A 19762-nucleotide genomic window follows, 5' to 3' on the forward strand; every position below is an offset into this window, starting at 1 on the left:
TGCAGGGCGAATGGGCTGGATTGGCGGGCACCGTTGGCCGACGAGCCTTCAGGCGCAGCGCACGGTCGGGTAGTCCGACAGCAGCAGGCTGAAACCATCAAAGTCCGACTGCAGGCACCCTTGCGCGCCGAACGGGATCGTGACGCGCCGTGGAATATGGCCAAAACTCAACCCCGTGAGCACGGGCACCGGCAACGTGCGGCGCACATACTCGAGCATGGATTCGAAGTCGTAGCCATTGTCCAGCGGCCCCAGGCGGTAGCCTGAAAAATCGCCCAGCACCACGGCTTGCTGGCGTTCGAGCACGCCCGTCTGCATCAGTTGCAGCAGTAATCTCTCGACACGATACGGGTGTTCGCTGATGTCTTCGAGCCACAGGATGCCGCCGTCGATCTGCGGAAAATATGGCGTGCCGACGAGTGAGCCGATCATGGCAAGATTGCCGCCCCAGACCGTCCCGCGCACGTCGAGATGCGGGTTGCCCCTGACGGTTTCGCGGATCGTGTGCGTCGGGCCGGCCAGACAGGCCCAGAAATCGTCGAGCGTGAACGGCACCGGCTCTTCTGCGCCGAAGTCACCGGCCACCATCGGCCCGGCGTAGCTGAGCGCGCCTGTCCTGGCCATCAGGCCCATGTGCAACGCCGTGACATCGGAAAAGCCGACGATGATCTTGCCGCTGGCGGCGATGGCCTCGAAATCGATCGCCGGCAGCAGGCGGCTGATACCGTAACCGCCGCGCAGCGCGATGATCAGGTGAATGTCGGGGTCAAGCACCGCCGCATTGAGCTGCGCGAGGCGGGCGTCGTCGGTGCCGCCGAAGCGCTGGTGGGTGCAGCTGTGATCGTAGTAATTGCGGACCAGGCAGCCATGCGCTTCAAAGCGAGCGATGGCGCGCTCGACGGCGAGCGGATCGTTGGTGCAGCCGGCGGGCGCCACGATGGCGATGCCGAGACGGGAGGTGATCACTGGTGGGCGGGAAGACGTCTGTGGAATCCGGAAACATCTTACCGCGCCAACCGGTGCCGATCAAGGCCGGCCGGCAGCGCCAGCCAACTCACCCGCGAAGGGTCAGACCGGGCTGGCCTTCTTCGCCAGCGCGCGCCGTTGGGCAAAAAAGGCGCGCAGCAGGCTGCTCGCCTGATCGGCAAGCACGCCGCCAACCACGTCGGTGTGGTGATTCAGCGATGGCTCGCCGAACAGGTTCACGACCGAGCCGCAGGCGCCGGTCTTCGGGTCCGTCGCCGCATAGATCACACGCGCCAAACGCGCATGCATCATCGCGCCCGAGCACATGATGCACGGCTCGAGCGTCACGTACAGCTCGCAGCCGGGCAGCCGGTAGTTGCCCAGCTTGTCAGCGGCGGCGCGCAGCGCCACGATTTCGGCATGCGCCGTCGGGTCGTGGCCGCTGATCGGCTGGTTGAAACCGGTCGCGATGACTTCGCCGTCCTTGACCACGACGGCGCCGACCGGCACTTCGCCGCGGTCCCACGCCAGTTGCGCCTGGGCCAGGGCGAGCGCCATGAACTGCTCGTGCGCCGCATCCGCAGAATCGTCATGCACGACTGCGGACGAAACATCAGGCATCGGTGATCTCGGCCCAGCAGTTCGGCGTTTCGTGCAGTACGAGCTTGTGCAGGCGCAGGCCGGTACCGAAACGGTCGATGAACACGGTCTTGAGGATCGTGAACGCCACTTGCGCCAGGTTTTCCACGGTGGGGATGCGGTCAATGACCACGGTCTTGTGATCCGGCAGCGACGACAGGAAGTCCAGCACCTTGTCATCCTTTTCGTACACGATGAAGGCATGGTCCCACACGTCGACCAGGTGCTGCTTGGCCAGCGCCTTGACGTCGGAGAAATCCATGATCATGCCGTTATCGGAATTGCCGTCAGCGTCGATGACTTCGCCGGTCAGCGTGATTTCGAGGGTGTAGCGATGCCCGTGCAGGTTGCGGCACTGGCTCTTGTGGTCGGGAATCCGGTGTCCGGCATCGAATTCAAGCTTGCGGGTAATGGTCAACATTGTTGCTGCTTTACTAGGTAATTGAGTGAAATTAATGAATCAGGGAATCTGGAGCAGCTTGTGGGTCTGCAGGCTCAGCTTCCATTTCGGATTGGCGCGGCACGTCTCGATGGCCAGGCGGATATTCTGCGCGGCAAGTGGCCCATCCATGGCCTGCACGAAGAAATGGTCGAAATCGAGCCGCTCGTAGGCCGCCAGGTCTTGTCCGATTTGCGGGATGACCACCTTGATCTCGCTGCCTTTTTCCACGACCAGCGTCGAGCCCATCTTGGGGCTGACGCAAATCCAGTCGACGCCGTCGGGTACCGGCAGCGTGCCGTTCGTTTCGATCGCGATGGTAAAGCCGCGCTCGTGCATGGCGTCGATCAGGGCGCGGTCAAGCTGCAGCAGCGGTTCGCCGCCCGTAAACACCACATATTTACTGGCCGGATAGGTAGCAGGCCACAGGCCGTCAATCTCGGCGGCGAGCAGCGCCGCTTCCTTGAACTTGCCGCCGCGCTCGCCGTCCGTGCCGACGAAATCGGTGTCGCAGAACTGGCAGATCGACGTGGCGCGGTCCTGCTCGCGGCCGGTCCAAAGATTGCAGCCGGAAAAGCGGCAGAATACGGCCGGCCGGCCGGCGTGGGCACCCTCTCCCTGCAAGGTGTAGAAGATCTCTTTAATGCTGTAAGTCACGTTAAGCCTCTCGTCAACCTTCCATTATAGCGCGGCACATTCGCCGGCGCAGCGGAAGTGGCCGGTCGCTGAGAGGGTGTCGGAAACGTCAGGTTTGAGACTGAACAATATTCCTACATGAGCGGAGCGGTAAGTTCTTACGGAAACTTCCGACACCTTCACGAGGGCAATCATGAACAAACCGACTTTTTTGCTGGTGACCTTGCCCTTTGTCGCCAGCGGTGCCAGCGCGAGTGACGCCTACTTCACGGTGCCGATGCTACTACGCAGCGCAGCACCGGAACTGCTGGCCTGCATCCTGGTGACGATGGCGGCGCTGGTGCTGGCATGCCTGAGCATGCGCCGCAGCATGGGCCTGGAAGAACGGGCCCGGGCCCTGCACGGGCAACTGGCGGCCGAGCGCGAATCGCGCGCGCAGTCCGAGCAGGCACTGGCAGACAACCACGACGTCGTCTACCGCCTGGTGCGCCAGAACGAAGATGTGCGCGACAGCGAGCGCACGCGCATCGCGCGTGAACTGCAGAGCGAGCTGGGGCGGCGCCTGCTGACACTGCGCACCGACCTTTCGAACCTGTACGACAGCGCCGCCACGGCCCAGGCGCCGGCCCTGGCCAGCCGCCTGGACAGCGCCATCGCGCACATCGACGGTGCGATCGGCGCCGTGCGCGCGGTAGCGAGCGGCTTGCGCGGCTTCGGTCCGGGCGATGGCCTGCGCCACGCGCTCGAACGCTGCCTGGCCGAGCACGCGCACCTGTACGGCATGCGCTATCGCTTCGAGGCCGGCATCGACCCCAGCTCGCGCGCCAGCCAGGATCGCGCCGCGCGGCTGGCCGTGTTTCGCGTGCTGCAGGATGTGCTCGCCACTGCTGCGCGCGTCCAGCACGGCGAACTGCATGTGCGCCTGCTGGAAAACGCCGGCTCGCTGGGGCTGGAAATCGATGGCTGCGCCAGCGCCGCGGGCGAAGTCGCTTCGCTGCCGACTGAGCTGATCGACCAGATCCGCGCCATGGGCGGCGTACTGCGCGTCACCGCCACCGCCGGGCATGCCGGACGCTGGTCCTTGTCGCTGCCCGTCAGGAATCCCGCAAGCGACCTTGCTGCGGAAATGGCCGTGGTTGCTTAATCGGCTTGTGATGATCGGCGTGCGACCGCACAACCGTGTACGTTAAACACAACGCTGAAACCTCCTTGCTAAAGATCAATAGCGTGTGTTGATGCGAGTAGCAGAATCGGTTCCTAACGGCAGCCACCCGGTTGCCGCAAACCGAAGCGCTACCACTCGCAGAGGACTGCTCATGATCAACACAAGCAGCAGCGCGGCATACCCGACAGCCCTGCTCCAGGACGTCGCCTTCGTCGGTCAGTTAATGGAAAGCCTGTCGGTACCGGTCTTCGTGCTCGATACCCATGCGCGCGTGACGATCTGGAACCGTGCCTGTGAGCAGTTGACCGGCGTGCCAGCTCCCGAAGTGCTGGGCACGGGCGACCACTGGCGCAGCTTCTACGACGTCCAGCGCCCCACCCTCGCCGATCTCGTCCTGCGCACCGGTAGCGATCCGGTACAGGCAAGCAAGGCATTGGCCGCCACGACCGATGCCGGGCGCACCACGCCGGGCCTGTCCATCGAGAGCTGGTGCGACATGCCGCGCGCTGGCCGCCGTCGCTATCTGGCGGCAGACGCCAGTCCGATCTTCGGCGCCAACGGCCAGCTGTCGGCAGTGGTCGAAACCCTGCGGGACCTGACCGATGAAAAGATGGCCCAGGCGGCGCTGGAGCAACTCGCAACCCGCGACGGCCTGACGGGCCTGGCGAACCGGCGCTGCTTCGATGACACGCTGCAAGCGGAATGGGCACGCGCACTGCGCCAGGTGCAGCCGCTCTCGCTGCTGATGGTCGACGTCGACAATTTCAAGGCCTACAACGACGCCCATGGCCACCTGGGCGGCGACGAATGCCTGAAGCGCGTTGCGCGCGCCGTGGCGAGCGAGATGCGGGCCAATGACCTGGTAGCGCGCTACGGCGGCGAGGAATTCGCCGTAGTGCTGCCGAACCAGTCGCTCAAGGGCGCGGCCATCGTGGCCGAGCGGATCCGCAGTCGGGTCGAACAGCTGCAGTTGCCATGCCGCTTTGCCGCGGGCCACGTCACCGTGTCGATCGGCGCGGCCACGGCGATCGCCGGCCCCGACAACCATGCCAACCAGTTGGTCGCGATCGCCGATGCGGCGCTGTACCGGGCCAAGCACCTGGGGCGTAACCGGATCAGCCTGCCGATGACCGAGGCGGCCTGAGGGCGTTCAGTCAACATGATCTGCTGGCACACGGTCGTTGAACGCGTGGACGGCGTAGCCGTCCACCCTACGTCGCCTGACGTTTGATCGTGGGGGTGGACGGGTTTCCCGTCCACGCGTTCAACAAGCATGCAAGGGGCCCGATATCACGGGCTTGACGCATAAAAAAACGGCGCCCTCAGGCGCCGTTCTTGCTTTTACCGGTTACCCGATACGCTTAACGCATCATGCGTTCCCAGCCGTGACGTACTGCCGACTTCATCTTGTCCCAGGTCGACTGCTCGCCCGGATAACGGTTGTCCCAATCGCTGCGCAAATCGGCTTCGACTTCGGTCCATGGACGGTTGCGGTACTTTTCTTCGCGCGCCATCTCGGTACCGTAGTTGTAGGCCGGACGGAATTCGTCATAGGCGCTGCCGGTGCTGCCGTAGACCGAATTCCAGTGATTGCGGTAGTAGATGTCGTCGTCATTGTCGTCCGTCATCTTGTCCCAGCCATGACGCACGGCATTCTTGACGCGATCCCAGGCCGATGGCTCGCTGCTGTCGCTGCCCGTGGTGCTGAAGTCGCGGGTGCCGTCGATACGGTTGTCCCAGCCCGTGCGCAGGTCGGTTTCGACATCGTCCCATGGACGGTTACGGTACATCTCGCTGCGGCGCATTTCGGTGCCGTACGAGTAGGCCGGCTTGAGGTCGTCGTACTTTTCGCCGGTCGAGGCGTAGGTGCTGTCGTAGTGGCTGCGGTACTGGTCGTCGTCGTTGTCACCAGTCATGCGTTCCCAGCCGTGACGCACGGCGGCCTTCATTTTTTCCCAGGTCGATGGCTCGCCACCGGTCGCGTAACGGCTGTCCCAGTCGTTGCGCAGGTCGGCTTCGATATCGTCCCAGGCGCCGTTGGTGTAGCGGCCGCTGCGGGCAGCTTCGGTACCGTAGCTGTAGGCTGGTGCGTACTCGTCGTACGATGCGCCAGTCGCGCCATACGTGGTGTCGAAATGATTGCGGTAGTAGGTGTCGTCGCCGTCGCCGGAACCCATCGCGCTGCTGCGCGAACCCGATTCAAGCCCGGTGGCCGTGCCCAGTGCGGCGCCGGACTGGCCGCGCGAGAAGATGCGCACGCCGTTACGCTGCTTGTCGGTGAACTGGGTGCCGGTGCTGCCGGTGCTGCTCATCGACGTATCGCGCTGCAGCGAATCGCCACGGTCGACAGCGGTCGAACCCTGGCGGATCGAACCGTCCAGCGCCGAACCCTGGATCGCTGTGTCACGCAGGGTCGAGCCTTGCAGCGACGTGCCGCCGGTGGCGGTCAGGCCGCTCTGGCCCAGTGGTTCCTGGTGCGTCGAGTTGGTCAGATCGGACGTGCCCAGCGACTCCTGGTGCTGGAACAGCTGGCGGTCGCCTGGATTGTCCAGCGACGGGATCGCTGCGGCTTGCACCGAACCGGCGCCGGTCGAGGCCGAGGCCGGGGTCGAGGTCGACTGCGCCGACATCGACGATGCCTGCTGCATGCCGATCGTGCTGCCGGCGTGCATCGCACCGCTGCTGAAGCCAGTCGAGGCCAGATCCGGCGTGCCGCTCGAAGTTTCATCGATGTCGGTCGGGCCGTAGCGTTCGACGATGTCTGCGCCGCGCTCGACTTCCGGCAGCGAATTTGCTACCAGCGTCAGCACGTGGCTACCGCGATTGACGGCGCCTTCGTAACGGTTGGCGTGTTCAGCATTATCCGAGCCGAACAGGTCGCCGAAGAAGTTCTTGATGCTGGCAGTGATGCCCGTGTCGCCATCGGCGCTGCGGGTCGTATCGAGGTCGGACGTTGCGTTCAGGCTATCGCTCTGGCCAATCGTGTCTGCATCGGCGGTCGACAGTCGCACGTCGGTGCGGGTAAAGCCCGACGACAGCAATTCGTTCATTGCGTTCTGTGCATCAGTGCGGTTATCGAACACCGCGACGAGGGTATGTTGCATGGTCGTTCCTCCGAATAGTGGGTCATGCGCGGGCGGCGACGCCGCCTCTGTCGTTCGCGCTATGTTGTCAACATTACTCTATTCTCGGTGGAACTCGCGCACCATTGACGGGCGGAAATTTAGTTCCGCCCGTCACATGCCTCGCCCCTCGTCTCGACTTACCTTTCAGGCGAATGGATTGTCGATGGTCTTGCCTTCGGGGGGCGGCAATTGCGCCGGCAACTCGCCAGACGACTCGCGCGCCTCCAGCGCGGCGACGATCTCGCCCAGCATGGCGTGCAGACGCCGCGCGTGTGCCAGGCCGGGCACGTCCGCAGTCAGGTCGACGTCGCCCGCAATCGTGATGCGGTCGAGCCGGTTTTCCAGTGTCAGGTCGCCAATACCGATGACGTCGGCTTCATTGGCGAACGGGACAAAGCTGACGGGTTTTTTCTTGCTCATGGATCCTCCGTGTTATGAACGTTTTTTGGATGGCTTGACCGTCGGGAGGCGCAGCATGCGCTCCTTTTGCTTCGTGCTCAGCGACGGCAGCAGTTCGATGCCGACGATCCGCTCGAGCTCGGCCACGGGCACGACATTGATCGGGGCATCGGCCCGGTTTTCGGTCAGCCAGGCGGCGCCTAGGCGTTGACGCGGGCTGTACACCACCTTGTACAGATGGGTCGGCACGATCACGTTGCCGACTTTTTTCAGGCTCGTGCCCAGAAATGCCGGCCCCGTGATCACGTACAGCTCGCCTTCCTTCTTTGCCATCGTACGCACGGCGCCTTCGATCGGCGCCCAGATCTTGCGGTTATGGTCGCGGTCCTGCGGAACCATATTGGCCAGCGAAAAACTCTCGCGCTGGGTGCGGCGGTCGGGCATGTTCGCGTTTGGCGCCAGGTGGCCGCGGTCGAAACCGCTGCGGGCGTAATCGGCCAACTCGGCGCGCTGGCCGCGCGGCAGGCGCGACTCGGCGTGGAATTTATCGTCGCGGTCAAGCCCCTGCGCCCGCTTGAGATTATCGGCGCGCACATATTCGGCGGACCACAATGGCGTGCGGGTCACGCCCGAATGCACGACGCCAAACACGCCGTAGCACAGCTCGCGCGTGGACACGGCCAGCTTCTGATTCTGGATTTCCGGCGGACGGCCGTCGAGGTAATGGACAGGGCAACTTGCGGCCTGGGCAGCCGCAGAGGCCAGCAGCGCGCCGGCGAATGTGACCCGGGCGGCGATACTGGCAAAGGACAATCGGAACATGATGACGATACAGTAAGGGAAACAGCGGCATTCTAGCTGAGCGACAATTTCCCGAGCATAAAATTCACGTACCGCGTTACCACCAATGGGCCACGCCACGCCCGCGCATGGTGACGCAGTCGGCGTTGACGTGCGCCCCGCCCCCGGTCGCTGCGACATAATTGGCGCATATCAAACCAACGTTGGAGATTATCATGACCGATCAAGACCAAGCAGACCGCAAGCCAGACGCGCCGGCGCCGGCCGGTGGCCAGGAACAACGCTCCGAGAACCTGCTGCCGGGCGAAGAAGGTTTCGAAGACGGCCGCTTCGATGTGGCCGAGGAAGTCAGTCTCGACCAGCACTCGGACGAAGCACGGCGCATCGGCCAGGCGCCGGGCAACGGCATCGCCGATTCCCTGCCAGAGGCACTGAAGACCCCCGTACCATCGCAGCAGGTGCCTGAAAAACCGTAATACCGTTATCGCGCGGCCGGCGCCAACGGCGCTTGCCGTATTGTTTGCGGGCAAGGCTGTCATTGACACTTGCTCAGCAGCGCATTAGATTGTCAGAGTAAACACACTCGCAAGCCAGGCGCATGTTGAACAATTCGAACGACTGTCCCGACAGTCTCACCAGCAGTTGTATCCTGTTCATCTGCACACACGCCACCGTCGATCCGATCGTGGCAAAAGTGGCGCGCGAACTTGGCCGGGCGGTCGTGCATGCGACCTCCCTCGACGACGGCCTGGCGCAGGTGCAGCGCCGGGATTTCGCCCTGGTGCTGGTCGGCTACGCGGGTGACCCTGAGGGCATGCTTGCCGTCATCGCTGCGGTACGCAGCAACGCGCGCTCGAGCCTGACGCCCATCGTCGCAATGGGCTTGCCGCTGCCATTGCCGATGTCGCACGAGGCGCTGTACGACGCCGGTGTGATTGCCGTACTCACCGAACCGCTCTCGCCGACGATCCTGCGCGCCAAGGCGCGCTTCTATATCGCTGCCTTCGACACGCAAATCGAGCGCCGGCGCGCCGAAGTGGCGCTCGACGATACCAGCCGGCGACTCGCGCGCATCATCGAAGCTGCCGAACTGGGCATCTGGTGGTGGGATATCGAGGCCGATCGCGTGGAGGCCGACGAGCGCGTGGCCGATCTGTTCGGTGTGCAACGCCACGAACGCGGCAGCGCCCCGCTGGCCCGCTACCTGGCCGCCGTCCACCCCGATGACGTCGAGTCGACACGGGCGGAGATCAGCACGGCAATTGCAGCGTGCAGCGCCTATGCGGCGACCTATCGGATCCGTCTGCCGGGCGGTGGCTGGCGCTGGGTAATGGCGCGCGGCCATGTCGACACCGACGGCGACGGGCTGGCCACAGCGGTGCGCGGCGTCATCATCGACGCCACCCGCCAGCTCGAGGCAGAGCAGCAACTGCATGCCAGTGAAGAACGCTACCGCACGGTATTCAACTCGATCGACGAAGGCCTGTGCGTGATCGACATGCTGTTCGATGCCGACGGCGCGCCATGCGACTTTCGCTTCATCGAAACCAATCCAGCGTTCATCAAGCACACTGGTCTTGCCGACGCGGTGGGCAAGACCATGCGTGACATGGTGCCAGGTCACGAACAGCACTGGTTCGACATCTACGGGCGGGTCGCCACCACGGGCGAGCCGGTGCGCTTCGAAAACGAGGCAAAGGGGCTGTCGCGCTGGTTCGACGTGTACGCCACGCGGCTGGGCGGACCACTCACGCACCGCCTCGCGGTGCTGTTTACCGACGTGACCGAACGGCGCCGGTCGGACGCCGCGCTGCGCCAGATGGCGGCTGACCTGTCCGAGGCCAACCGGCTCAAGACCGAATTTCTGGCCACACTGGCGCATGAATTGCGTAACCCGCTGGCGCCGATCCGCAGCGGGCTGCAATTCATCCGGCGCACGCCGGGCGACGCCGATGCGGTCAGCCGCGTGCACGAGATCATGGGCCGGCAGCTCGACCACCTGGTGCTGCTGGTCGACGACCTGCTCGACGTCGCCCGTATCCAGCGCGGCAAGGTCGAGCTGCGCTGCGAACCGGTCGACCTGGCCACGGTCGTGAACGCAGCGATTGAGACGAGCATGCCGCTGCTCCAGGCGGCGCGCCACAGCTTTGATGTCCACGTGCCCGCCTTGCCCCTGCCGCTGCTGGCCGATCCCACACGCCTGACCCAGGTCATCAGCAACCTGCTGAACAACGCGGCGCGCTACACCCCCAAGGGCGGGCGCATTGCGCTGTGCGCCGAGCGGGATGGCGACGAAGCGGTCATCACCGTGACCGACAATGGCATCGGCATCGCAGCCGATGCGCTCGAAGCAGTGTTCCGGATGTTTACGCAGGTTGGGCAGGCCCAGCAGCCCGGCTCGGGCGGCCTCGGCATCGGCCTGTCGCTGGTGCGCAGCCTGGCCGAGCTGCATGGCGGCAGCGTGCGCGCCGACAGCGCAGGGACGAATGCAGGCAGCCGGTTCACGGTGCGCCTGCCGCTCGCCAGCGGGCTTGTTGGTGCCGCGCCGCCAGCAACCCAGGCGGCCCCGGCAGGCGCGGTGCCGCCCTGCAGCGTGCTGGTCGTCGATGATAACCGCGACGCGGCCGAAACCCTGGCCGCTCTGCTGTCGATGCTGGGCCACAGCGCGCCGGTCGCCAACGATGGCCATCAGGCGCTGCGGATGCTGCCAGTGCTGATGCCGGATGTGGTGTTTCTGGATCTGGGGATGCCGGGCATGTCCGGCTACGACGTGGCCAAAGCGATCCGCGCCGAGGCCCGCTACGCCGCCGTCCGCCTGGTCGCACTGACCGGCTGGGGGGGCGCAGCCGACCGCGAACGCACCGCGCAGGCCGGGTTCGATGCCCACCTGACCAAGCCGGCGACGGTGGAAGCCATCGAGGACGTGCTACGCCACACGACATAGCAAGCAACAGGCTTCCACGTAAAAAAGGCCGGTGTCCTGCGACACCGGCCTTTTTATGACTTCTTGCTGCTGCGTTTAACCTGCGTGGGCAACTGCGACCAGGTCTGGCGTGCTTGGCACGGCTTCCTGGTTGCTGGCGAAGAAGCGCTCGACCTTGTTGCTGCGCACGGCGCTGTCGATCAGCTCATGCATGCTGCGCGCGGTCAGATCCCACGACGTGCCGGCCACGACGTCGCGCATGCGCGCTGCCATCGTTGCACGCGCTTCGGGCGTCAGCGCCAGCTGGCGCTCGCAGGCCGCGATGAAGTCGGTGTACGATTCGGCGATCTCGACCACGTCACCGTATGGCACCTTGACGTCGGTGATCGGCGTGGACACCGATGGCAGTTCGGCCGCCATGTATTCGAGCACCTTGGTTGGGCTGATGAACTTGGTCGAATCGTTGATCGCGAACGGCAGCAGGCAGACATCCCAGCCAGCCAGGAATTGCGGCAGCTCGTTGTAGGTGCGCTGACCCATGTAGTGCACGTTGGCTTGCTTTGGCAGCGTTGCCGGATCGATCTTGACGACTGGTCCGACCAGGACGATTTGCCATTCCGGATGCGTATCGGCCATGCTCGAGACCAGGTCGACGTCGAAGCGCTCATCGATCACGCCATAGAAGCCCAGGCGCGGATGTGCGATGTGGGCCTGGTCAGGATGCGAGATTGCCGCATCCTGCGCCTGGCGGAAGTGGTTGGCGTCGACGCTGCTCGAGAAGCAGTGGGCGTTGGCGTGACGGTCACGCTTGGACTGGTACAGGCTCGGGCCGCCGGTAAAGACCACGTCGGCGATATTGAGCAAGGCGCTTTCGCGCTGCAGCAGCTGCTTCGGCGCGTTCTTGAACATTGCCAGTTCGTCCATGCAGTCGTAAATCACCTTCGATGGCTTCAGGCCTTGCAGAAGCGGCAGCGCCATCGGGGTATAGAACCAGACGATTGGCTCTTCACCGGCTGGCACGAGGTCAGCGAGCAGGTTTTGCAGCGTTGGCAGCTGGTCATCGTGGAAACCCCACTGATGAATTGGCGTGTGCGGACGGCAGACCGTGATGTTGTCGGCAACTTCCATCTTTTCCAGGCGCGCTTCGCCGTCCGTGTGCATCGGCTCTTCGACGAAGAGAATCTTGTAGTGTTGAGCCAGACGTGTCATCAGGTGCTGGGGGCGTTGAAACACGAAATCCCAGCGGAGATGGCAGAACACGATGAGGGTCGGCATGTGAATTTTCCTTTCGCCTTGGTGGCGCTATAGTTGTTGGTAATTGTGCAGCCGGACGGTTCTTCTCTCTCTACTCGGGACCACCGCTGCATACGCGCGGGAACCTGGCCGGACGAGTGGATCGTAACATGCAATTTTCTTAATTTTTTGATTTGTGCAGAGCAATATTTCAGGAAATGTAACACGCCTGTTGTTGATTTTTGCCGGACCTCATAGGGAGAGGCGGTTTTTGACATGATTTGCTGTCAGTGGCGTCCTACAGCGCGACAAGAAGTTCCACTACGAATACAAGTGAAAATCTTGACGAAACTCACCAAAAGCCACGCCGCAAAATCGGTGCCCGAACCCGGTTGCACCGCACCACGGGTCGGAAATTCCAGTACTGCCACTGTATCCAGGCACGCCTGGCGGCGCGCCGGCAAGACGGAGAAGCTCAGCCCGGGTGATAGGGTTCAGCGCCTTCGGCATGACCATCGTCGCTAAAGCCCACGGCGATCGACACGCCTTCCAGGCCAAGCGACAGCAGCGCGTCGCACAATTCGTCGACTTCAAGCACCAGATCAGCGGCCAGGTCGACCGGTTTCTCGACGCTGCCCCATGGCTGCCCACCGTCCAGCGCATACAGGTTCGCGCGCAGCAGGATGTGTTCGCCCATATCGATCGGCGCGACAGCCGCATGCACGGCATCCGGCGCCAGGTCCTTGGCCTGCAGCAGGCCCTTGATGTCGGCCAGCACGCCAAGTGTCGCCAGCTCGGCCACGCCCTGCTCCTTCGCACCGTAGAACAGGTCCTGGTACAGGAAGTTCAGGTCCAGCCGTGCGGGGTCGGCCGCCAGGCAGCGCGCCACCAGAGGTGCGGCAGCCACGGTCCAGTCACGGTAGCGGTCCATGCGGGCGGTGAAATAGGCGTCGCTACCGGCCTCGTCCTTCGGAATCCGGTAGAAGGCATCGTCGCTGCGCTTGAACGAAAAGCCCAGCAGGAAACGCAACTCGAGCGCAGTTTCGTCGGGCGCGACCGGCTCGCCGGTCCAGCCGCGCATGCTGGCTGCGATGGTCGGGGCCGGCTGCAGTTTCTTTTCCGTCAGCGAGGCAGCTGCTTCGCGCAGCATCTCGTGCAGCGTGCCGTAGGCGATATGGTCGATCTCGCCCAGGTCGAACGCATGCTGAAGCAGGATCACGCGCGCATCCGGACTGTCGAGGCCGCCATCCTGGAAGCTGGCCACGAGCGCCTCGAAGGCCGCTTCGTCCTGGAACAATTCCTGCGCCACCAGCCCGCCCTGGCTGCGCACGAACAGCGGCACCATGAAGGCGTCGATTTCGTGTTCCGGGCCGCCTTCGCGACCCACGCGCAGCGTCGCCGCCTCTTCTTCGATGCACCCGCGCAGCACGCGGCAGGCCAGCGGATCGGTATAGCGGGCCAGTTCGATCGCCTCGTACAGGACCTCGTCGCGCTTCTTGCGCACGGCCTTGCGCACCGCCAGAACGAGCTGGTCACGGCGCACGGTATCGGGTTCACCCGTTTCCAGGTCTTCGCGCTCGGCGATTTCGAGCGCCAGATCGGCCATTTCCTGGGCCTGGGCATTGGTGTCCGGTTCGCGTGTGTTGTTCGAGGTGCGGGGCACCGGACGCTTGTTTTTTGGCATGTCTGAAGTCGGAGAATGAAAATGAAAAAAGAATCGTGTTGGCATGGTAACACCCTGGCCTGGGCGCTGACAGTCGCCATCGGTCGCCGTCGCGTCGGCGCGCAATGATATGCTTCGCCCTACCGTAATCTGCAGGATCACCATGCTCGACCGTTTCTTCCAACTCAGCGCCAACAACACCACCGTCCGCACCGAACTCATGGCGGGCCTGACCACGTTCCTGACGATGGTCTACATCATTTTTGTCAATCCATCGATCCTGGGCGACGCCGGCATGCCGAAAGCGTCCGTCTTCGTCGCAACGTGCCTGATCGCTGCGGGCGGCACCGCCCTGATGGGCCTGTACGCCAACTACCCGATTGCGATGGCGCCCGGCATGGGCCTGAACGCCTACTTCGCTTACGCCGTCGTGCTTGGCATGGGCATCCCGTGGCAGGCGGCGCTGGGCGCCGTATTCATCTCCGGTTGCCTGTTCATCCTCGTCACGATGGTTGGCCTGCGCGCGATGATCGTCGATGGCATTCCGCGCTCGATGCGGGTGGGCATCACGGTCGGGCTGGGCATGTTCCTGGCCCTGATCGCACTCAAGAACGCCGGCATCGTCGTCGCCAGCGACGCCACGCTCGTCAAGGCGGGCGACCTGCACCAGCCGGCGGCCATGATGGCCGTGCTGGGCTTCTTCGTGATCGTCGCACTGGACCGCCTGCGGGTGCGCGGCGCGATCCTGATCGGCATCGTGCTGGTGACCGTGCTCAGCTTTTTCTTCGGCGGCAATACCTACCAGGGCGTGTTCTCGCTGCCACCGCCCATCTCGCCGACGCTGTTCGCGCTGGATATCCCGGGCGCGCTGGCGGCCGGTATCCTCAATGTGGTGCTGGTGTTCTTTCTGGTCGAGCTGTTCGATGCGACGGGCACCCTGATGGGCGTGGCGCGCCGCGCGGGCCTTCTGGTGGAAGGCAAGATGGAGCGCCTGAACAAGGCGCTGCTGGTCGACAGCGGCGCCATCGTCGCCGGCAGCGTGCTGGGCACCTCGAGTACGACCGCGTACATCGAAAGCGCGGCCGGCGTGCAGGTGGGCGGCCGCACGGGCCTGACGGCGCTGACCGTCGCCGCGCTGTTCCTCGCGTGCCTGTTCATCGCGCCACTGGCCTCGGTCGTGCCGCCCTACGCGACTGCGCCGGCACTGCTGTTCGTTGCCTGCCTGATGCTGGCCGATCTGGGCGAAGTCGACTGGAGCGATACCACCGAAAGCATCCCGGCCGCCGTCACCGCGCTGGGCATGCCGTTTACGTACTCGATCGCCGAAGGCATTGCATTCGGCTTTATCAGCTACGCCGTGCTCAAGCTGCTGACGGGCCGCGCACGCGACGTGAAACCGGTCGTCTGGGTGATCGCCGCACTGTTCGCGTTCAAGATCGCCTACGTCGGGGCCTGATGTCCAGTGCGAGGCGCGATGCGGCATGCATGTACGCCGCATCCCGCAGCCTATGCGTTACAATATCGGCCAACTCGCGGCAACGTACCTGCCGCGCACGATTCATGAACGATTCACGAACGATGGGCCGGTTGCCCTGCGCAGGTCTGGTGCAGTGCGGCCCATGCTTTTCAACGGATGCTGATGAAACTATCCCCGATCCTGGCGCTGCTTGTTGTCAGCGTCCACGGCGTGGCCAACGCGGCCCCCGATCTTCCCCAGGTTGGCGACGTCCATGCGCCGCTCAAAGTCATGATGCCGGCGATTCCCGATGGCGGCTGGTTCACCTCGGCCGAGCTCGGCGCCATCAACACGTCCGGCAACACGAACGGCACATCGGTGACGGGCAAGATCGACGCCCGCCACGAAACGTCGCAGTGGAGCCATGAATTCATTGCCAGCGGCTACTTCAAGGAAGACGAGTACGAGAACGAAGAAGGCGAGCTGCAGCGTACACGTTCGGCCGAGCGCTGGGCGACGTCGGCCAAGGCCTCGTTCAAGCTACTGGGCGACGGACGCCGGGCCTTCATTCTCGGCTCGCACGTGAACGACAAGTTCGGCGCTTACGTACGCTACTCGTCGCTGTCGGTCGGTTACGGCTCACGCTGGTACACGGCGCCGGACAAGACGCTCGACGTCGAGATCGGTCCGGGCTACTTCAACGGCAAACGCGAAACGGACGAAGAAGAAGACGGCCTGACCGTGCGCGGCGCGGCGCAGTTCCGCTGGCAGGTCAGCCCGTCGGCGTTCTTCGCGCAGACGCTCGCCGTCGAAAAAGGCACGTCGAACACCCACTCGGTGGCCGAGACATCGCTGTCGACCAAGATCAACGGCAGCATGCAGATGAAGGCGGGCTTCAGCGTCCGCAACGACAGCAGCGTGCCCGAAGACAAGAAGAACACGGATACCCAGACCTCGCTGACGATGGTCTATTCGTTCTAGACGCGCAACACCAGATCAACCTCAGCTCAACCCCAGGCCAGTTCCAGCGTTGCGCCGTCGTCCCGCACGACGGCAAAGCCGCACGCCCCGTACAGCGCGCGTGCGGCGGTATTCTCACAGCGCACGCGCAGCGTTATCGTGCGCTGCCCCAGGCACGCGTCCTGCAGCGCCCCCAGCACCGTGCGCGCGAGGCCGCGGCGGCGGGCATGGGGCGCCACCGCCAGGTCGACCACGCGCAGCGTGTCGCGCGTCCAGTCCAGCACCACCCGTCCCAGCGCCTCTTTGCCATCGGTCAGCAGCCACGTCTCGGCAACAGGATAGCGCTGCGCGTACTCGTCGACCTGCAGTTGCTGCTGGTGCCGCGCGATGCCCTCGATCACGCTGCGCGGCACCGGCAGCGCGCCCAGGTCGGGCCGTGCCGCCAGGTACAGGGCCGCCAGGAACGCCGCGTCGGTTGCGTGCGGCGCACGTCCCGTCAGCGCGCCGAAGCGGCGTTCGTTCACGCCTTCGCCGTGTGCGGTATCAGGCTGCGGGCCAGGACCAGCGCCAACAGGCTGATCAGCGCTGCGCCGCTCAGATAGTAGCCAACATACTCCAGCCCGTAATTCGTGCCCAGCCACAGCGCGATATATGGCGCGACCGACGCGCCCAGAATGCTGGCGAAGTTGAAGGTCAGCGACGCGCCGGTATAGCGCACCTCGGCCGGGAACAGCTCGGCCAGCAGCGTGCCCAATGGCCCGTACGTGAAGCCGACCAGGCACATGCCCAGCACCATGAAGGCGCCGACCGACCACGCGCCACCCGCCCCGAACAGCGGCCCGTACAGCAGGCCGAAGAGCGCGATCGCCCCGCTGACGAGCATCATCGCGGTGCGCCGCCCGCGCCGGTCGGCCAGCAGCGCCGACAGCGGAATGGTCAGCGCAAAGAACAGTACCGCGAACAATTGCAGTAACAGGAATTGCTGGCGCGTGTAACCGAGCTTCGCGGTTCCCCAGCTCAGCGCGAAGACCGTCATCAGGTAGAAGATGACAAACGTGGCCAGTGCAATGAACGTGCCCAGCACCAGCGAGCGGCGATGGTCGCGCATGACGGTCACGACTGGCACCTTGACCCGCGCCTTGCTGTCCAATACCTTCTGGAAGTCCGGCGTCTCGGTGATCTTGAGGCGAATATACAGGCCCACGCCCACCAGCACGGCGCTGGCCAGGAATGGAATGCGCCAGCCCCAGGCAAAGAAGTCGGCATCGGTCATCACTTCGCCCAGCAGCAGGAACACGCCGCCCGACAGGAAGAAGCCGATCGGCGCGCCCAGCTGGGGGAACATGCCGTACCAGGCGCGTTTGCCCGGCGGCGCATTCTCGGTGGCGAGCAGCACCGCCCCGCCCCATTCACCGCCCAGGCCCAAACCCTGGCCGAAGCGGCACAGCGCCAGCAGCAGGGGCGCGGCCACGCCGATCTGGGCATAGGTAGGCAAGAGGCCAATCAGGATGGTCGACAGGCCCATCGTCAGCAGCGCCGCAACCAGGGTCGCCTTGCGACCCACGCGGTCACCGAAGTGGCCGAACACGGCCGAGCCCACCGGGCGCGCGAAGAAGGCGATGGCGAATGTCGCCAGCGACTGCAGCATCGCGGCGCCTGGATCGGCGGTCGGGAAGAACAGCCGTGGAAACACCAGCACGGCGGCCGTCGCGTAGATATAGAAGTCGTAGAACTCGATGGTCGTGCCGATCAAGCTGGCAAACAGGACGGTACGGGGCTTGTTGGCCGTGACGACGCTCATGCAGCCGCCCGGGCCAGCGCTTCGGTTACGGCGCCGGCATCGGCCGGGCGCACCACGCGCGCAACTTCCTGGCCATCCCTGAGCACGATCACTGTCGGCCACAGCTTGACGCGAAATGACCGGCCCAGCGGCCGGCCGGGGCCATCCTCGACCTTGACGTGCCTGGCGGCCGGTTGCCCGGCGACGGCCTGGGCGATGGCCGGCGCGGCCGCGCGGCAATAACCGCACCAGTCGGTACCGAAGTCGAGGACGAGAATGCCTGGTGCGGAATCGATCTCGGCGCGCTCGGGCTGGTGGGTTGCATAGGCTGTGGACATGCGGGTCTCCTTGTATAAGCCGATTTTGGCCTGGTCCTGGCCAATCCTGGCCTTGTCAATAGCATAAGCCTACCTGAAAACCCCGTTGCGGCCTATCGTGGTTGCTACTGAAACATGGTCGTCCCTGGGTGTGTCACCTAACCGACCGGAGCGGATGACGCTGTCACGCTGGCGTTTCATGCAGTCTGCTCTCGAGTCAGCTCTCAATAAAGTCAGCTCAAGTCGGCTCCCCCTCAGCCCTGAACCCTGAAAGGATCCACCGATGAACATGCCATCCCAACAGCAAACACCACCGGGCAGCGAAGCTGCCCTGCATCCCAAGGCCGATCACGGCGAAACATCGTATCGCGGCTCCGGCCGCCTGCAGGACAAGGCCACCGTGATTACCGGCGGCGACAGCGGCATCGGCCGCGCCGTGGCGCTGGCCTACGCGCGCGAAGGCGCCGACGTCCTGATCTCGTACCTGAACGAACATGACGACGCCAGGGAGACAGCGCGCCTGGTCGAAGAAGCCGGCCGCCGCGCGATCCTGGTGCCGGGCGACCTGGCCGATCCGGCGCATTGCCGCGCGGTCATCGAGCGCGCCGTGGCCGAATTCGGCCGCATCGACGTCCTGGTCAACAACGCTGCCTTCCAGATGAGCCATGAGGCCATCGAAGACATCCCGGACGACGAATGGGACTATACGTTCCAGGTGAACATCACCGCCATGTTCCATCTGTGTAAAGCGGCGGTGAAGCATATGCCGAGCGGCTCGTCGATCATCAACACGACGTCGATCAACTCCGACAAGCCCAAGCCAACACTACTGGCCTACGCCACCACCAAGGGCGCCATCGCCAACTTCACGGGGGGCCTGTCGCAGCTGCTGGCGGACAAGGGCATCCGCGTCAACTCGGTCGCGCCGGGTCCGATCTGGACGCCGCTGATCCCGTCGACCATGCCGGCGGATGAAGTGGAAAGCTTCGGCAACGAAACACCGATGAAGCGCCCGGGCCAGCCAAAGGAAGTGGCGCCCGTGTTCGTGATGCTGGCCTCGGATGAAGCCAGCTATATCTCCGGCGCGCGGATCGCCGTCACCGGCGGCACGCCGATTCTCTGATCACTATCCCGTGTGCGCGTGCTGGCAGGGCTGGCAAGCCCGGCCTGCACGCGCACGTCACGTCGACGCATCCAACTATTAACTTAAGTACAATACGCGCTTACCCGGCACGGCGCGCAGCATCTGCTGCCTCCCGC

Annotated in this window: 19 protein-coding genes; 7 read left to right on the forward strand and 12 right to left on the reverse strand. The window is 64.4% G+C overall.

Annotation, left to right across the window (positions count from 1 at the left end; translation table 11 throughout):
• Positions 1-48: 48 nt before the first annotated feature.
• From ldcA to queE, 4 genes are all read right to left on the reverse strand, one after another.
• A complete protein-coding gene (gene ldcA / locus AC56LV_RS05485; RefSeq protein WP_499556390.1) occupies positions 49-966 on the reverse strand; it encodes a muramoyltetrapeptide carboxypeptidase in 918 nt (305 codons plus the stop codon).
• A 102-nt stretch (positions 967-1068) separates the two neighbouring features.
• Positions 1069-1587 (reverse strand): tRNA adenosine(34) deaminase TadA, encoded by a 519-nt coding sequence (gene tadA / locus AC56LV_RS05490; protein ID WP_499556391.1) that lies wholly within the window; start codon positions 1585-1587, stop codon positions 1069-1071.
• Positions 1580-2026: a 6-carboxytetrahydropterin synthase QueD gene (gene queD / locus AC56LV_RS05495; RefSeq protein ID WP_183552419.1), complete on the reverse strand. Its 447-nt coding sequence runs from the start codon at positions 2024-2026 to the stop codon at positions 1580-1582. The genes tadA and queD overlap by 8 nt, the downstream gene beginning before the upstream one ends.
• A gap of 39 nt (positions 2027-2065) precedes the next feature.
• Positions 2066-2701: a 7-carboxy-7-deazaguanine synthase gene (queE, locus tag AC56LV_RS05500; protein ID WP_332532050.1), complete on the reverse strand. Its 636-nt coding sequence runs from the start codon at positions 2699-2701 to the stop codon at positions 2066-2068.
• A 172-nt stretch (positions 2702-2873) separates the two neighbouring features.
• Between queE and AC56LV_RS05505 the strand changes: the two genes are divergently transcribed.
• A complete protein-coding gene (locus AC56LV_RS05505) occupies positions 2874-3824 on the forward strand; it encodes a sensor histidine kinase (protein WP_499556392.1) in 951 nt (316 codons plus the stop codon).
• 244 nt (positions 3825-4068) lie between these two features.
• Positions 4069-4989, forward strand: coding sequence for a sensor domain-containing diguanylate cyclase (locus AC56LV_RS05510; protein ID WP_499556783.1), 921 nt, complete (start codon positions 4069-4071; stop codon positions 4987-4989).
• Positions 4990-5206: 217 nt separating this feature from the next.
• Here the strand turns inward: AC56LV_RS05510 and AC56LV_RS05515 are convergent, their stop codons facing one another.
• The 3 genes from AC56LV_RS05515 to AC56LV_RS05525 form a co-directional block, all read right to left on the reverse strand.
• Complete coding sequence (locus AC56LV_RS05515) at positions 5207-6949, reverse strand: hypothetical protein (RefSeq protein WP_499556393.1); 1743 nt, start codon at positions 6947-6949, stop codon at positions 5207-5209.
• A 165-nt stretch (positions 6950-7114) separates the two neighbouring features.
• Positions 7115-7390, reverse strand: coding sequence for a hypothetical protein (locus tag AC56LV_RS05520; RefSeq protein WP_499556394.1), 276 nt, complete (start codon positions 7388-7390; stop codon positions 7115-7117).
• Positions 7391-7402: 12 nt separating this feature from the next.
• Entirely contained in the window at positions 7403-8191 is a 789-nt protein-coding gene (locus AC56LV_RS05525; RefSeq protein ID WP_499556395.1) for a DNA/RNA non-specific endonuclease, read from the reverse strand.
• A 194-nt stretch (positions 8192-8385) separates the two neighbouring features.
• Here AC56LV_RS05525 and AC56LV_RS05530 point away from each other — a divergent pair, with 194 nt between their 5' ends.
• Positions 8386-8646: a hypothetical protein gene (locus tag AC56LV_RS05530; RefSeq protein WP_499556396.1), complete on the forward strand. Its 261-nt coding sequence runs from the start codon at positions 8386-8388 to the stop codon at positions 8644-8646.
• A gap of 122 nt (positions 8647-8768) precedes the next feature.
• Positions 8769-11114, forward strand: a complete 2346-nt coding sequence (locus AC56LV_RS05535) for an ATP-binding protein (RefSeq protein WP_499556397.1) — start codon at positions 8769-8771, stop codon at positions 11112-11114.
• Positions 11115-11189: 75 nt separating this feature from the next.
• On the opposite strand, the gene AC56LV_RS05540 is transcribed toward AC56LV_RS05535, so the two are convergent.
• Together AC56LV_RS05540 and AC56LV_RS05545 are read right to left on the reverse strand one after the other, a co-directional pair.
• The gene (locus AC56LV_RS05540; RefSeq protein WP_499556398.1) at positions 11190-12368 is read right to left on the reverse strand and encodes a glycosyltransferase; all 1179 of its coding nucleotides are present in this window, start codon (positions 12366-12368) and stop codon (positions 11190-11192) included.
• Between the two features lie 433 nt (positions 12369-12801).
• A complete protein-coding gene (locus AC56LV_RS05545) occupies positions 12802-14010 on the reverse strand; it encodes a hypothetical protein (RefSeq protein WP_499556399.1) in 1209 nt (402 codons plus the stop codon).
• A gap of 142 nt (positions 14011-14152) precedes the next feature.
• Between AC56LV_RS05545 and AC56LV_RS05550 the strand changes: the two genes are divergently transcribed.
• The gene (locus AC56LV_RS05550) at positions 14153-15445 is read left to right on the forward strand and encodes an NCS2 family permease (protein ID WP_332532041.1); all 1293 of its coding nucleotides are present in this window, start codon (positions 14153-14155) and stop codon (positions 15443-15445) included.
• A 177-nt stretch (positions 15446-15622) separates the two neighbouring features.
• Complete coding sequence (locus AC56LV_RS05555) at positions 15623-16426, forward strand: DUF481 domain-containing protein (RefSeq protein ID WP_499556400.1); 804 nt, start codon at positions 15623-15625, stop codon at positions 16424-16426.
• Positions 16427-16452: 26 nt separating this feature from the next.
• On the opposite strand, the gene AC56LV_RS05560 is transcribed toward AC56LV_RS05555, so the two are convergent.
• The 3 genes from AC56LV_RS05560 to AC56LV_RS05570 are packed head-to-tail and all read right to left on the reverse strand — an operon-like array spanning position 16453 to position 18523.
• On the reverse strand, positions 16453-16929 hold the full coding sequence (locus tag AC56LV_RS05560) for a GNAT family N-acetyltransferase (RefSeq protein WP_499556401.1): 477 nt from the start codon (positions 16927-16929) through the stop codon (positions 16453-16455).
• Positions 16926-18206: an MFS transporter gene (locus AC56LV_RS05565; RefSeq protein ID WP_499556402.1), complete on the reverse strand. Its 1281-nt coding sequence runs from the start codon at positions 18204-18206 to the stop codon at positions 16926-16928. Before AC56LV_RS05565 ends, AC56LV_RS05560 begins: the two co-directional genes overlap by 4 nt.
• Positions 18203-18523, reverse strand: coding sequence for a thioredoxin family protein (locus tag AC56LV_RS05570; protein WP_499556403.1), 321 nt, complete (start codon positions 18521-18523; stop codon positions 18203-18205). The genes AC56LV_RS05565 and AC56LV_RS05570 overlap by 4 nt, the downstream gene beginning before the upstream one ends.
• Positions 18524-18785: 262 nt before the next feature.
• Between AC56LV_RS05570 and AC56LV_RS05575 the strand changes: the two genes are divergently transcribed.
• The gene (locus AC56LV_RS05575; RefSeq protein WP_499556404.1) at positions 18786-19625 is read left to right on the forward strand and encodes a glucose 1-dehydrogenase; all 840 of its coding nucleotides are present in this window, start codon (positions 18786-18788) and stop codon (positions 19623-19625) included.
• Positions 19626-19762 lie beyond the last annotated feature (137 nt).

It is taken from the genome of Telluria sp. RB2R28 (assembly GCF_059685835.1).

Excerpts from the sequence above, each read along its gene's own strand:
- tadA (WP_499556391.1), bottom strand. The coding sequence starts at position 1,587 with ATGCCTGATGTTTCGTCCGCAGTCGTGCATGACGATTCTGCGGATGCG.
- queD (WP_183552419.1), bottom strand. The coding sequence starts at position 2,026 with ATGTTGACCATTACCCGCAAGCTTGAATTCGATGCCGGACACCGGATT.
- AC56LV_RS05505 (WP_499556392.1), top strand. The coding sequence starts at position 2,874 with ATGAACAAACCGACTTTTTTGCTGGTGACCTTGCCCTTTGTCGCCAGC.
- AC56LV_RS05510 (WP_499556783.1), top strand. The coding sequence starts at position 4,069 with ATGGAAAGCCTGTCGGTACCGGTCTTCGTGCTCGATACCCATGCGCGC.
- AC56LV_RS05515 (WP_499556393.1), bottom strand. The coding sequence starts at position 6,949 with ATGCAACATACCCTCGTCGCGGTGTTCGATAACCGCACTGATGCACAG.
- AC56LV_RS05520 (WP_499556394.1), bottom strand. The coding sequence starts at position 7,390 with ATGAGCAAGAAAAAACCCGTCAGCTTTGTCCCGTTCGCCAATGAAGCC.
- AC56LV_RS05525 (WP_499556395.1), bottom strand. The coding sequence starts at position 8,191 with ATGTTCCGATTGTCCTTTGCCAGTATCGCCGCCCGGGTCACATTCGCC.
- AC56LV_RS05530 (WP_499556396.1), top strand. The coding sequence starts at position 8,386 with ATGACCGATCAAGACCAAGCAGACCGCAAGCCAGACGCGCCGGCGCCG.
- AC56LV_RS05535 (WP_499556397.1), top strand. The coding sequence starts at position 8,769 with ATGTTGAACAATTCGAACGACTGTCCCGACAGTCTCACCAGCAGTTGT.
- AC56LV_RS05540 (WP_499556398.1), bottom strand. The coding sequence starts at position 12,368 with ATGCCGACCCTCATCGTGTTCTGCCATCTCCGCTGGGATTTCGTGTTT.
- AC56LV_RS05545 (WP_499556399.1), bottom strand. The coding sequence starts at position 14,010 with ATGCCAAAAAACAAGCGTCCGGTGCCCCGCACCTCGAACAACACACGC.
- AC56LV_RS05550 (WP_332532041.1), top strand. The coding sequence starts at position 14,153 with ATGCTCGACCGTTTCTTCCAACTCAGCGCCAACAACACCACCGTCCGC.
- AC56LV_RS05555 (WP_499556400.1), top strand. The coding sequence starts at position 15,623 with ATGCTGATGAAACTATCCCCGATCCTGGCGCTGCTTGTTGTCAGCGTC.
- AC56LV_RS05565 (WP_499556402.1), bottom strand. The coding sequence starts at position 18,206 with ATGAGCGTCGTCACGGCCAACAAGCCCCGTACCGTCCTGTTTGCCAGC.
- AC56LV_RS05570 (WP_499556403.1), bottom strand. The coding sequence starts at position 18,523 with ATGTCCACAGCCTATGCAACCCACCAGCCCGAGCGCGCCGAGATCGAT.
- AC56LV_RS05575 (WP_499556404.1), top strand. The coding sequence starts at position 18,786 with ATGAACATGCCATCCCAACAGCAAACACCACCGGGCAGCGAAGCTGCC.